12 protein-coding genes and 1 tRNA gene are annotated in these 13,709 nt (G+C 54.3%); 4 read left to right on the plus strand and 9 right to left on the minus strand.

Translation table 11 applies throughout. The annotated features are described in order from the left end of the window. Positions 1-117 precede the first annotated feature (117 nt). From hmpA to ACT3T7_RS16135, 7 genes are all read right to left on the minus strand, one after another. A complete protein-coding gene (hmpA, locus tag ACT3T7_RS16105; protein ID WP_444631565.1) occupies positions 118-1,287 on the minus strand; it encodes an NO-inducible flavohemoprotein in 1,170 nt (389 codons plus the stop codon). Between the two features lie 281 nt (positions 1,288-1,568). Continuing rightward, positions 1,569-2,060, minus strand: coding sequence for a CreA family protein (locus ACT3T7_RS16110; RefSeq protein WP_444631566.1), 492 nt, complete (start codon positions 2,058-2,060; stop codon positions 1,569-1,571). 129 nt (positions 2,061-2,189) lie between these two features. Then, positions 2,190-2,429 (minus strand): DUF333 domain-containing protein, encoded by a 240-nt coding sequence (locus ACT3T7_RS16115; protein ID WP_444631567.1) that lies wholly within the window; start codon positions 2,427-2,429, stop codon positions 2,190-2,192. A 126-nt stretch (positions 2,430-2,555) separates the two neighbouring features. Next, entirely contained in the window at positions 2,556-3,461 is a 906-nt protein-coding gene (locus ACT3T7_RS16120; RefSeq protein WP_444631568.1) for a hydroxymethylglutaryl-CoA lyase, read from the minus strand. Between the two features lie 9 nt (positions 3,462-3,470). Then, positions 3,471-4,730, minus strand: a complete 1,260-nt coding sequence (locus ACT3T7_RS16125; protein WP_444631569.1) for a hydroxymethylglutaryl-CoA reductase, degradative — start codon at positions 4,728-4,730, stop codon at positions 3,471-3,473. Between the two features lie 99 nt (positions 4,731-4,829). After that, positions 4,830-6,182 (minus strand): tripartite tricarboxylate transporter permease, encoded by a 1,353-nt coding sequence (locus ACT3T7_RS16130; protein ID WP_444631570.1) that lies wholly within the window; start codon positions 6,180-6,182, stop codon positions 4,830-4,832. A gap of 2 nt (positions 6,183-6,184) precedes the next feature. Continuing rightward, positions 6,185-6,418 carry a hypothetical protein gene (locus ACT3T7_RS16135; RefSeq protein ID WP_193053870.1) on the minus strand — a complete coding sequence of 78 codons (234 nt, stop codon included), beginning with the start codon at positions 6,416-6,418 and terminating at the stop codon, positions 6,185-6,187. Between the two features lie 178 nt (positions 6,419-6,596). On the opposite strand from ACT3T7_RS16135, the gene ACT3T7_RS16140 reads away from it, so the two are divergent. Beyond that, on the plus strand, positions 6,597-7,961 hold the full coding sequence (locus ACT3T7_RS16140) for an aminotransferase-like domain-containing protein (RefSeq protein WP_444631571.1): 1,365 nt from the start codon (positions 6,597-6,599) through the stop codon (positions 7,959-7,961). A gap of 4 nt (positions 7,962-7,965) precedes the next feature. On the opposite strand, the gene ACT3T7_RS16145 is transcribed toward ACT3T7_RS16140, so the two are convergent. Together ACT3T7_RS16145 and ACT3T7_RS16150 are read right to left on the minus strand one after the other, a co-directional pair. Then, positions 7,966-8,042: transfer RNA gene (locus ACT3T7_RS16145), tRNA-Arg, on the minus strand. A 67-nt stretch (positions 8,043-8,109) separates the two neighbouring features. Then, positions 8,110-9,057 carry an AEC family transporter gene (locus ACT3T7_RS16150; RefSeq protein ID WP_444631572.1) on the minus strand — a complete coding sequence of 316 codons (948 nt, stop codon included), beginning with the start codon at positions 9,055-9,057 and terminating at the stop codon, positions 8,110-8,112. 604 nt (positions 9,058-9,661) lie between these two features. Here ACT3T7_RS16150 and ACT3T7_RS16155 point away from each other — a divergent pair. From ACT3T7_RS16155 to ACT3T7_RS16165, 3 genes are read left to right on the plus strand one after another with little or no spacing between them, the layout of a single operon-like run. Beyond that, complete coding sequence (locus ACT3T7_RS16155; RefSeq protein WP_444631573.1) at positions 9,662-11,665, plus strand: capsular polysaccharide biosynthesis protein; 2,004 nt, start codon at positions 9,662-9,664, stop codon at positions 11,663-11,665. A 1-nt stretch (position 11,666) separates the two neighbouring features. Next, on the plus strand, positions 11,667-12,902 hold the full coding sequence (locus tag ACT3T7_RS16160) for a capsule biosynthesis protein (protein ID WP_444631574.1): 1,236 nt from the start codon (positions 11,667-11,669) through the stop codon (positions 12,900-12,902). Next, positions 12,899-13,708 (plus strand): SDR family NAD(P)-dependent oxidoreductase, encoded by an 810-nt coding sequence (locus ACT3T7_RS16165; protein WP_444631575.1) that lies wholly within the window; start codon positions 12,899-12,901, stop codon positions 13,706-13,708. Before ACT3T7_RS16160 ends, ACT3T7_RS16165 begins: the two co-directional genes overlap by 4 nt. The last annotated feature ends 1 nt before the right edge of the window (position 13,709 follow it).

Genomic DNA, 13,709 nt, shown 5'->3' on the forward strand with positions numbered 1-13,709 from the left:
TTTTCATAACCCCTGTTTCAGAACCGCTTTGGCCCAGCGGATTAACGATGTTCTAAACCCAAGGCCGCCTCTTTCGCATTCACCCACGTGCGAAGGAGGCGGTTCGGTACTATTCGACTAAGCGATGTCTAACGCCTTCGCCGGGCCGAAGTGTTCGAAGTGGCGGTGTGACTCGGGCACACCCAAGCGAGTCAGGCTGTCATCCACCGCACTCATAAAGCCATGAGGCCCGACAAAGTAACAGCGCTCGCCGGACACGATATGTTTCGCTAAAAGCTCATCACTGATACGCCCCTGGTAGTCACCGCTGTCATCCTGCTCAAACACGGTGACGACGCTTAACTGCTCAGGATACGCATGTGCCAACTCCTGTAGCGTGGTCGCAAAGGCACGGTGCTCAGCGTCTATCGCGGCATGCAGATAAGCAACCTTACGACCTTGTTGCAGCGCCTCTTGAGCAATCGGCAGTAAGGGCGTTTGACCGATACCGCCACTCACCAACAACAGGGGTTCATCGCCCGGCACCAGTGTCATTTCACCCGCTGGCGGCAGCAGCTCAATCGTATCGCCTACGTTAAGTTGGTCATGAAAATAGCGGCTGGCAAGCCCGTGAGGTTCACGCTTGATAGACAAGCGATAAGAACGCCCATCCGGCATACCTGACAAGCTGTAATGGCGGTGTACCGGCTCGCCATCAATCATAAGCTTCACACCGATATACTGGCCGGGCGTATAGTTTGCGACTGGGCCGCCATCTTCAGGCACCAGGATGAACGAGCGAATAACGCTACTCTCCTGCTGTATTTTTTCAATACGAAAACGCCGTGTGCTGCGCCAGCCGCCAAGGCGCTGCTCGAACTCCTGGTAACGCTGCTCTTCAAGCTCGATCAACAATTCGGCAAGCTCTTGGTACAACGCCCCCCAGGCATCCGCAACTTCAGGCGTCACCGCATCGCCCAGCACCTCACCGATAGCCTCCATCAGGCACTCCCCAACAATCGGGTACTGGTGCGGCTGAATATCCAACGAGATATGCTTATTAACCACGGTTTCCATAATGCGGCGCGCCGTTTCAGGATTCTGACGAACCTGCACATACGCCAGAATGGAACCTGCCAGCGCTCGTGGCTGCCCGCCATTTTGCTGATGCGTTTGGTTGAAAAGTGACTTCACCTCAGGGTAGCGCTCAAACATTAACGGATAAAAGCGCTGGGTAATCGTATCGAGATGCTCAGCCACAACGGGGGCTGTAGCAGCAATGATCTGTTCTTGTGCCGGTGTGAGCATGGCGGCCTCTTCCCTATAGCTTAAAGATTCATTTTAAATGCACCTTTAAAATATCAGATTTCAGCAAGCCATGGCATGAGCTGCGTCAATAAATCGCTTCTCACGGGGAAGAGTAAAGCATCTGTTTGTCGATATCGGTATAGGGTAACCAGGCTAACATAAGCCTTTTACGCCACATATTGGGCACAGGATTAGGCAATGCCCAGCGCCTTCCCCGTTCCAAACAGGATAGCGGTTTATAAAAGTGCGATCTTCATGGCTATTAACAGGGCTACTTTTTATCAGCGTGTGCCCGGCGTTAGATCGCCGTAATGCACAGCGGTAACCGCATTTTTTGGCGAGCCATCCACCAGCTTGGTGCTATAGGTCAGATACACAAAGGTTTGTGTTTCAGTATCATGCATGCGCACTACGCGCATATTCTTAAAGAGCACCGAGCGGCGCTGGGTGAACACCACCTCTTGCGGAGCTATCTCATCGGGGTTAAAGACAATCTCGCCCGTTTGCCGACAGGCCACGCTTGCTTCGCTGGCTTCTTCAGCAAGCCCAATCGCGCCTGAAATTCCACCAATTTGGGAGTAGGAAATATAACAGGAGATACCCTGCACTTTCGGGTCATCGAACCGCTCGACTTCAATGGTATTGTTTGGCCCCAGCATTCTAAACTCGGTGCGCACACTACCAATATGCGCCTCCTGAGCTAATAACGTGGCAGGAAGTAGAGCAAGTAAACCCGCCAACGATGCACTGGCGATACGGTTAGGCGACAACATGGGCAGTGTCCTTGAAAAAGCGACGAGGTAATAAGTAGGCGACGAGCATACCTGAGTGCGCCTATTCAGGGGAGCCGCATTAACCCTAATGGCGAAATGGGCCAGCACAGGGAACGTCCGCCTTGTGTATCAGTCGTTTCTCAACCCTTCGGTTCGATACAGCATATTCACTTCAACGACACGGCCTTCAACTAAATGGCAGTAGTCACGTTGAGTACCGCCAGATTCACGACTGCGCACTTCCCCACCCTCACGTTCGCAGTATTCAACGGCATAGCGGTGTGCTTCTTGTGCACCATTCGCCGTACCTTGCGTTGAACACCCAGCCAGTGCAATTGCTATCAAAGCCAACAGGCCATAACGAGCCATTCGCGCCTCCCTTTGCGTCAATGTGTTGAACAGCGTTCATTGGCGTCGGCGTCCAAGAAAGCCTGCGCCTGGTTCACTATAGTCAATATTCTGGCTTTCCTGGGCCAAGGGAGAACAGCCAAGCCGTTACACCCCCGCGGCCATCAAGGCGCTGCCCGCGCGTGATCGGTTTGGGGCGTTGATTGCTTGCGTGATCCAATCCCCCGTTCTTGCTAGCGCGTTTAAATTGATGCCTGACGCAATACCCAAACCTTCAAGCATATACACCACATCTTCGCTGGCCACATTGCCAGAAGCCCCTTTGGCATAGGGGCAGCCACCCAAACCGGCGACGGAGCTATCAATAACGCTTACGCCCTCTTCCAGCACCGCATAGAGATTAGCAAGCGCTTGGCCGTAGGTATCATGAAAGTGGGCGGCCAGATTATTCACCGGTACTTGGGCGGCAACAGCCGCCAGCATACGCTTGGCTTTGGATGGCGTGCCGGTGCCAATCGTGTCGCCCAGCGATACCTCATAACAACCCATCTGGTATAGCGCCTTGGCCACCCGCGCCACCTGTAAAGGCTCGATCTTTCCCTCATAAGGGCAGCCAAGCACGCAGGAAACATACCCCCGCACGCGCAGCCCGGCCTGGCGCGCACGGTCGACCACCTGTTCAAAGCGCTCGAGCGACTCGGCGATAGAGCAGTTTATGTTCTTTTGCGAGAAGGCTTCGCTCGCTGCACCAAATACAGCGACCTCTTCAACACCACACTTAATCGCCGCTTCCAAGCCTTTCAGGTTAGGCGTCAAGGCTGAATAGACCACGCCGGGGCGCGGCTCAACGCCCTGCATTATTTCCCGGTGGTCGGCCATTTGCGGCACCCAGCGGGGCGACACAAAGCTCGTCGCTTCGATACTGGCACAGCCCGCCTCCACCAAGCGCTGGATGAACGCAAGTTTCAGATGGGTCGGCACGCGCGCCTGTTCATTTTGCAAACCGTCGCGCGGGCCGACCTCGACCAGACGCACAGAGGATGGCAGGGTCATGTCTTCTCCTTATCCGTGACGCAACTGTTCAAGAAGCTGTTGGGCGATATCCACACGCACCTTACCGCCATCCACAAGCAGCGCCGCGATCCGGTCAACTTCCTCATTTTCGGCCCCGGCCATCACTGCGATATTCTTGGCGTGCAGTGCCATATGGCCTTTCTGAATACCTGTGGTTGCCAGCGCCTTCATGGCAGCAAAATTTTGCGCCAACCCTACTGCGACGATAATACGCGCCAAGCGATCCGCTGTTTTTACACCCAGAATATCCAGGCAATGCCGAGCACTGGGATGCGAGCGAGTAGCGCCGCCCACCAGGCCTACCGGCATGGGCATTTCCAGGGTACCGGTCAGGTTCCCTTCGCTATCAGCCTCCCAATGTGTCAAGGAACGGTAGCGCCCGGTACGCGCGGCGTAGGCATGCGCGCCCGCTTCCACCGCACGGGTATCGTTACCGGTTGCCAGTACGACCGCACTCACCCCGTTCATGATGCCTTTGTTGTGGGTGGCTGCCCGATAAGGGTCCTGATCAGCAAAGCGATACGCATTAAGCATGCTGTCACGTACCGACTCGCCGCCAAGGTCTTCGAGTTTCCAGGTAGCACGCGCACGCGCAATGCGCCGATCTGCAAGGTTGGAAAGAATACGCAGGCAGCTGCGGCCACCGCTCCACTCTGCCAGAGAAGGTGCGACGGCTTCCGCCATCGAGTTGACGGCATTAGCGCCCATGGCGTCACGCACATCCACCAGCAGATGCACGATCAGCATGTTGTCGAGCACGCGCACTTCCAGCTCGCGAAAACCGCCCCCGTGCTGCAGCAACACCGGGTCGGTTGCATCGCAAATGCTTTTTACCTGCTCAAACTCGGAAAGCAGACGAAGCCGGGCAAACTCAGGATTGGGCACATCCAGCAGTTGCACCTGTGCAATCATGATGGGCTCTGACGTATCGGTATAAAACCCACCCGAGGCGCGACACTGCCTGGCCGCATTACAGACAGCAGCGACCACGGAGGACTCCTCGGTCGCCATGGGCACCAGCTGTTCCTCGCCATCAATGACCAGATTGGTAGCAACCCCGATGGGCAGGTTCAGCGTACCGATGACGTTCTCGATCATGGCATCGGCAGTGGCTGACGAAATATTGCCCGTATCGGAAAAGTGCGCGCGAACCTCGCTGCCAAGCCCGGCTATTTCAATGACCTTGTCAAGCCGCTCGCTGGGGGGAAGCTGATAAAAACCGGGAATGCGTGATGTGCTGTGTGCCATTGATAATGCCTCTGATCAATTGAGGTTGAATAAGTAAATGTGCCTGAAGCAGGCGGTTTACCAGGACGCTGCATATGCTTCAGGCATGAACCAAGCGTATTAAGCAAGCAGCCCTAAAATCCACGGCGCGGCATATAGCGTCATGAACTGCACACCGTAGTTGACGCCCCACCGGTTGAGCAGGCCCGCCATCAGTGCCAGCACCATCACGCCCAAAATGCCCATTACGCCAGCATCCATATAGGCGAGCAGCATGACCAGCGAGAAGAACATCGCCAGAAACGCTTCGTGGGGGATGTGCTTGAAGACAAAGATGCAGATACGCCGCGCGTACCGAACCGCAATCGGGTAAGTAATCAGCAAAGCGACACCGGCGCCCAAGATGCTGGCGATGGTAATTTCAGAAAAACTCATCAAGTGGTGAGCGTTCTGCTCGAGCGTCAGCACCGGCGGTGCGTTGAAGAAGGCATTGCCCGGACCAATCGCCATGGGGCTCATCGGAATGCCCAGCGCCGCCAGGGGAATCAAGATGCCCGCGATGTAAGAAGCATTGGTGACCGCATCCATTGAAGAGAGCGCTCGGCTAGCCTTATTGACCGTGCCCTTCACCCAACTCGACATTACTTCGCCCAGAAAGATCGTGATGCCCACTGGGCTCATGAAGAACGTAACCGAGCCCAGTACGGAGCTTGCCGCGGCCGAGGCGGTTTCCTGGCGCGTCAGGATACGGAACGGATTGGGTAGCTGCCCTTTGTCATCGTCACCGTAGATCTGGATCTGCTTGGGCTCAGACTCCGCCATTTTATGGCGCTCACTGTTGACCGTAAGCTGCGCCAGATTAAACATCATCGGGCCAATGGTGATGCCCAAAAAGAACGAAATGAAGACCGTCTGCCCTTCTGGAATGACGCCCATCCCCCAATACAGGTGCCGTAACCCCTGAATCAGAGCCGCCAACAGCACAATACTGATCAGACTGATGACTTTCTCCTTGCTCATCAGCGCCAGAAATACGGCGCCGCCAAAGAAAATCTGGCTGGCGTACTGGCCAAGCACATCGGCTAGCGGCGTTAACAGAAAGGCGAGGAACAGGCTGATGGGTATCGCGACGAGCGTACCGATGACCGAACCGGATGCCATTTTACGAATCGCCAGGGTGGCGTGCCCTTCCCGCTTTAGAATCAGCGCGTGCTCGACCATAGGGGCCGACATCACCCCGCCCGGTATACCGGCTACCGAAACGGGGATGGAGTCGGTCAGCTTCTTGGCAACGATTGCCGCCATAAAGAAAGCCAGCACCACGGGAAGCGGTATACCTGCGACCACCAGGGCCAAGATTACGGGGGCCAGTACGGCGGTTTCATCAGTACCCGGCGCAACGCCAATGGCGGTATAAACGACGACAGCAATAATAGCGGCCGCCAGCATTTGAAGTAATAAGACGGGATCCATTACTACGTCTCCTCACCGGTTTGCAGCTGCCGCTTAGGGCGAAACAGCAGCGCATTGATGAAGAACCCCAGAATAGCGCCGCTTAGCCCCAGAATAAGCGGCAGCGGAGGCTGCGCCGGGGCAAGCAGATAGCCGCCTAGTGTTAACGGCGTGGAAATACACAGTGACAGCAGGAGGTCTCTCCCACTCACCGTGTCATCCCACACATTGAGAAACCGGTTCTTTTGCTCAGCCATAGCGTGTCTCCTTGAATTTATTATGGATGTTTCTTTTTTAATGCCGCTCATGATGGGTAAACTTGCGGATTACTGACAGGTACAGTTAGCGAGATTGTACGAGGTACTGTACCTATCAAAAGAGAGGTACACTGATTTCACCGGGTTGGGTTTAGCCCGCTTTCGGGAGGCACCTACCATGTCGAAATCCAGACGCGTGGCTGACACCATCCTCAAGGCTATCGAAGAAGGCCGCTTGGCACCGGGTGCCAGGCTCGCCTCTATACGCGAAGCCGCCCGCCAGCATGGGGTTTCGAAAAACACGATTGTTGATGCCTATGATCAACTGATTGCACTGGGCAGATTGCGCGCCCGGCAAGGAGCCGGCTTTTTTGTTACGCAACCACCCGCGCTTGAAGCGCTGGAAAAGACCCACGAGCTAAATGAAGCTGTTGATAGCGTCTCGCTTTTGAGAGAGCAATTGGTAGGTAATTTTCAGGTGCGGGTAGGCGACGGCCGAGCACCCGCTAGCTGGATGGGCGGCGCGGCGCTTGCACGTCAGGCCAAGCGATTAACATCCATCGGCAATGATGATATCGAGTACGGTGCCCCACAAGGGTATCTCCCACTGCGTGAAACGATTGCCAGGGTATTGGCCGGACGCTCTATTCATGCTTCCCATGAACAGGTACTGCTGACCTTCGGCGCCAATCACGCTTTCGATCTTATTATTCGCCACCTGATCGCCCCCGGCGACCGAGTTCTGGTGGAAACGCCCGGCTATTACCCGTTATTTGGCAAGCTGCGCCTAGCCAAGGCGAAGCTGATTGGCGTTTCGCGCAGCCACGAAGGGTTGGACCTGGATGACCTTGAGCGCAAAATTATTCAATACCGCCCCAATGTTTTCTTTCTACAGCCCAATGCTCACAACCCGACAGGCTCTACCCTTTCACTTAACCAGCTGTACCGGCTACTGACACTCGCAGAGCGCTACAACCTGATACTGGTAGAAGACGACGCCTTTGCCGACCTGCTCCACCGAGGAAGCGCCCACCTGGCAGCCCTGGATGACCTGAGTCGCGTGATTTACGTAGGCACGTTTTCCAAGACGCTTTCCACCGGCATTCGCTCGGGCTATTTAGCGGCAAACCCTGCGCTGGTTAATGCGCTTACCGATATCAAAATGGTCACCGTCGTTAACAGTTCCACCTTCAGCGAGCGCCTAATTCACGACATGATTACCCACGGGCGTTACCGTCGCCACCTGGTACAGCTTCGCGAACGCATTACCAAGGCCAGCGCCAGTACCATTACCGCGTTGAAAGAGGTGGGGCTTGGGAATATAGAAGGGCCAGGGGAAGGTTATTACTTATGGGCGCGCCTGCCGAACAACATTGACGCAATGCAGCTAGCCAAAAAAGCCTCGGATGAAGGTATTTTCATCGCCCCTGGCAGCATCTTTTCACTACGCCCCAATGGGCCGGATGCATCGTCCATGCGTATGCATATTGCCTACGCTAATGATCATCGGTTTTTGGGGTTTCTTGAGCGTTGTTTGGGGTAGGATTTGGCGTCCCTGGCAGGAGTCGAACCTGCGACCTGCCGCTTAGGAGGCGGCTGCTCTATCCTACTGAGCTACAGAGACTTTGCTTGCAGAAGGGGCGCACAGTATAACGTGTTACAGATAACACTCCAACCCGCCTCTGCCCTTCTTACACCCATCCCAACAAACGCAGCGCAAAAATGCCCAGTGTTACCGAAATACTGGCCATTAAGGTGGTGATCGCAATGATGTTGGCGGCCAGGCCTGCGTTGCCGCCCATGGCTTTTACCATGACAAAGCTGGCGGCGGCGGTGGGGCTGGCAAAAAAGAGGAACAACAAACCCAACTGCTCACCTTCAAAGCCTAACAGCCAGGCAGCTACGGTAGAGAGCACAGGCAAGATGGCCATCTTCATAATGCTGGAGCTCACCGCAATGTCGCCTTTATCTCGAATGCTAGACATCGAGAGCGTTGCGCCAATACAGATCAACGCCAACGGTAGCGTGAGCGACGCAAAATAATCCCCAGAGGTCATCACCCAACTGGGGAGCGAAATGGAAAAAGCAGTAAACGGCAAGGCCACGATCACTGAAATAATCAGCGGATTCGTCGCAATATGCTTGAGAATGCTGCGCCAATTAGCGGCTTTTTCCGCTTGATAAGCGGCCAGAACCACCACTGATAGCGCGTTGTACATAATAATGACCACACCAACCAACAGGCTGCCCGTTGACAGCCCATAGTTGCCGTACATGCCCGCTGCCAGCGCCAGCCCGACGACGCCGCAATTACCGCGAAAGGCTCCTTGAACATAAATCCCGCGCTCGGCATAAGGAACGCGAAAGTGTGCCCATAGCCAACTCAACATAAACTGCCCCAGTGTGGCGATGGCAAAAAACACCATTAACGAGATATCCAGCGCAACGCTAATATCGGCTTTAATCAAACTTAAAAAGATCAAGGTGGGCAGCGTGGCTTTAAATACCAGCGCAGACGCGGTGGTGACAAAGGTGCGATCAATCCACCCCAGGCGCTTTAGGCCAATCCCCAGAAAAACCATGGCAAACACGGGTAAGGTGATATCAAGTGTTTGAGTAAACAATTCAAGTAGGTTCACAGTGTTGCCTCAGCCAATTCAGCGTGCCCTTTCAGTTTGCGGTGGCGGGTAGTTTATCGAATGCATATCAAGAAAGGCAGACGCCGGACAGCGTAGCGTCGTGACCTAATAACGTAATCAAAGAGTTCCTGAAGGGTCTGGTCGGTCGCTGCGTTAACCACCACGCTGTTGCGCCCTTTGCCTGAGTGGATAACCGACACCTGACTGACTGCCTGGCACAGTGCCTCCGCAATGGGTTTGCGCTTGCCCCAGTGTACACGCCAAATTCATCGCCCCCTTGGCGGGCAACGTGGTCGCTACACCGTACTTCCCACGCCACTATAAGGTAAATAACGTCCAATTACCCAATTGGCAAGCCAAACTTGAGCATACGTCTGGAGTATACTGCACGGCCCTAACACCTTGTTTCTATTACACCACCCTATCAAAACAGCAGATTTTCTCGCGCCGCATTAAATTAAATTTAAACGATCATTCAGCTTCGTGACTATAAACACAAATTTCTGTAATCCCGTAAGCACTTACTGTGACTAATTGATAAGCGGGCCTGTTTCACGTATGTTCGCTCGCCTAACTTTTTGTTCCGTTACGAATGACAATACCTATGGCAAATAAAACGGCAGGCTTTACCTCATCAGGTATCGGAAAAATTAGCGCACTGCCTGCCTTGCTGCCTGAATTTAGCCACTTTTCTTACTTACGACCACTGCAAAACAAACCTGACGTCGTGATTGGTTGGGGACTAAAGCCATCAAGCCTTCAGGCAAGGCGGTATGCCAAGCGCCGCCAGCTACCCTATATTGCTTTGGAAGACGGCTTTTTGCGCTCGCTTGGGCTGGGAGTAGCGGGCTATCAAGGGCATAGCCTGGTCGTTGATCACACCGGTATTTATTACGATGCCTCAAAACCTTCCGATTTAGAAAACTGGCTTAACAACGCCACTTTTACTACCGACGAAATCAACCAGGCCGAGCGGTGCATTAAGCAGCTTGCGCGCTATCGTCTATCCAAGTACAACCACGCGCCAGATCCTGCTTCAAGCAATTCGCCCCAAGAGAGAGTGCTGGTTGTTGATCAAACCGCAGGCGATGCCTCTATTGAGTTTGGGGGAGCGAATGCGGATAGTTTCGAGCAGATGCTGGCCGCAGCGCTTACCGACCACCCTACGGCTGAGATTCTGGTCAAGATTCACCCGGATGTTATCGCAGGCAAAAAACAGGGCCACCTGCTCAGCGCGCAAAACCACCCCCGCTGCCGCGTGATCAGTAAAGACATTAACCCTTGGGCATTATTTGATCAGGTTGAAACCGTGTATGTCGTGACCAGCCAGCTCGGTTTTGAAGCGTTGCTGGCGGGCAAGCGCGTTCACTGCTTTGGCCTGCCCTTTTATGCAGGCTGGGGGCTCACCGAAGACCGGCTAGCCTGCTCGCGACGACATACAAAGCGCACGCTCCATGAAGTATTCGCGGCGGCTTATCTGCGTTATACGCGCTATGCCAATCCGTATACACTAAAACCTGCCACGCTAGAGGAGACCATTGCGCTGATTGCCGACCAAAAGCGCCAGCAGGAACGGCTACGCGGCAAGTGGATAGGCTGTGGCTTCTCCTCGTGGAAGCGACGCTTTATTCATGACTTTTTAGGCGGTGCCGCACAGCTTACGTACCAGAAAGCGCTACCTGAGACGCCACCTTCACAAAAGCTTTTAGTGTGGTCTAGCCGTATTGATCACACCTTCGAGCAGCAGCACGCCGTACTGATGCCCCATTTATGGCGGATTGAAGATGGCTTTATCCGTTCTGTCGGCTTGGGGGTTGATCTTACTCAACCGCTTTCACTGGTCATTGATGCTCAAGGGATCTATTACGACCCAAGCCAACCCAGTGACCTGGAGTCGCTGCTTGAATATTCCGATTTTAGTGACGACCTACTAGAGCGTGCCGGCCAACTACGAGAGCGTTTAGTGGCATTAAAGCTCTCCAAATATAACGTGCGCGGACACGACACTCTCGAGCTGCCCAATAACCGGCTGATAATACTCGTACCCGGCCAAGTTGAGAGTGATGCGTCCATTGCCACTGGATCGCCGCATATTCGTACCAACAGCGCGCTTTTACGTGAGGTGCGCCGTACTCACCCCCATGCATTTATTATTTATAAGGCACATCCCGACGTGGTCAGCGGTGCTCGCATCGGAGCACTCGAACCCGATACTAAACACCTGTATGATCTGGATGCCAGCCATGTGGAAATCACCACGCTACTTGAGCGCGTCGATGCGGTTCATACCATGAGTTCGCTGACAGGCTTCGAGGCGCTATTACGTCACCGCAAAGTACATACGTATGGTATGCCGTTTTACGCAGGCTGGGGGTTAACACAGGATGCTATGCACTGCCCGCGCCGCTCTCGCGCCTTAACGCTGGAAGCATTGGTGGCGGGCACGCTAATTCTGTATCCATGCTACGTCGCTCCCTCGAGCCGTCAGCTCTGTAATGCGGAAACCGCCGTTAGCCTTTTAGAGCAGGCACGCACACAGCAACCGACGCTGACATGGAAGCAGCGCCTCTACCGGCTTTACCGTAATTTATTGATTGGAAGACACTGAGTTGAAGTCAAAGCGCGCATTCTTATTCTTACAAGGGGTCTGCTCGCCCTTCTATCAACGTTTAGCACGTCGTTTGACAGAGGACGGGCATCGCGTCGTAAAAGTTAACTTCAACGCTGGCGATATTGCTTACTGGCAACGTACCCACAGTGAAAGCTACCTGTTTCGTGAATCATTAAGTGAGCTGCCTGACTACATAGCATCGCTCTGGCAGCGCCATGCGATTACCGACCAGGTCATGTTCGGTGACCGCCGCCCTATCCATCGGCCCGCGATAGAGAATGCCCCTGCGGCAGGGGTACGCACCCACGTGTTTGAAGAGGGCTACTTTCGCCCATTTTGGGTAACGCTTGAGCGCGACGGCGTAAATGGTCATTCGCTCTTACCCCGCGACCCCAGCTGGTTTTATGAAACGGGTAAGGCGCTACCCCAACTACCCCCACCGGTGCGTTTTAGATCATCCTTCAAGATCCGCGCCATGCACGATGTCAGTTATCACTTGGCGGGGTTAGCCAACCCCTTGGTGGCACCACACTACCGAAACCATGCACCGATTACTGCGCCGGTTGAATATGCAGGCTATATCAAACGCTTTACGCTACTAAGGAAGTGGAAAAAGCAGGATGCCCAACGCATAAAAACCTTGATTGAAAGCGCCAAGCCCTACTTTATGTTACCGCTTCAGCTCAATACCGATGCCCAAATTCGTGATCACTCACCCTATGCCAATATGCAAGAAGTGATGGACCATGTGATGGGCTCGTTTGCCGAACATGCACCAAGCGATGCCCTGCTTTGCATCAAGAATCACCCACTGGATATGGGGCTGGTCAATTACGCCAGGGTGATTGAACAGCTTGCCCAGTTTTACGGCTTGCAAGGTCGTATCGTCTATTTGGAGTCCGGCAACCTGGACTTGCTGATTAAACATGCAGTAGGCACCGTGACGGTTAACAGCACTGTCGGCTTTGTTTCTTTGGAAAAGCAATGCCCTACGTTTGCGCTAAGCGACCCCATTTACAATCTTGCCGGGCTTACCTATGAAGGTAGCCTCGACGAGTTTTGGAATCGGCCGCCGCCGCCAAGCCAAGCGCTTTTCACCTATTTTCGTAATACGGTGATGCATAGCGTTCAAGTGAACGGCGGTTTTTACTGTCAGCCAAGCATTGACCTGGCCGTTAACAACGCAGCGCACATACTGGAAGCCTGCCCGTCGCCGTTGGAGAAACTACTTTGAGTGCCGCTCCAAACCTCACCACACCTGAGCGCTGCGTGCTGATTACGGGAGCAACCGGTGCTATAGGTGGTGCCTTGGCACGCGCCTATGCCGCTCCACGTACTCATCTGGTGTTACATGGCAGGCAACAGGACGCACTATCCTGCCTGGCGGATGCTTGCCAAGCGCAGGGCGCTCAGGTGACAACCAGCTCAGTTAACCTGGTCGATGAAGAAACACTCAAGCAGTGGCTTCATACACTGCGTAAAGAACACCTGCCTGATATTGTGATCGCCACCGCTGGCAAGAACGCCCATCCCCAAGCAAACGGGGCATTAGAGCCCTGGGAGGATGTTCAAGCGCTTCTGGATATCAATCTGAAAACGCCCATTGCCATGGCCCAGCATTTGGTGCCCGCCATGCAAAAACGAGGCAGCGGGCAGTTAGTCTTGATTAGCTCGCTCGCCGCTTGGCACGGCCTGCCTACCACGCCCACTTACAGCGCCAGCAAAGCAGGAATTAAGGCTTATGGGGAAGGCTTACGCGGGCTGCTGGCCCCTTATGGTGTGGGGGTAACGGTCGTAATGCCGGGCTATGTAACCTCGCCCATGTGCAATGCCATGCCAGGCCCCAAGCCTTTTGAATGGCCGCCAGAACGGGCTGCCAAGGTGATTAAGCAGGGCATTGATGCGAACCGGGCTCGTATCAGCTTTCCGTTCCCACTCAATTTTGGCACCTGGTGGCTGGCCGTACTTCCGGCCGCTATTTCACAATGGCTAATCAAACGCCTGGGCTTTAATCATACAGACCATTCGGGGAGCGACTGAT

The organism is Halomonas sp. 111 (assembly GCF_052379685.1).
GTDB classification, from domain to species: domain Bacteria; phylum Pseudomonadota; class Gammaproteobacteria; order Pseudomonadales; family Halomonadaceae; genus Vreelandella; species Vreelandella citrativorans.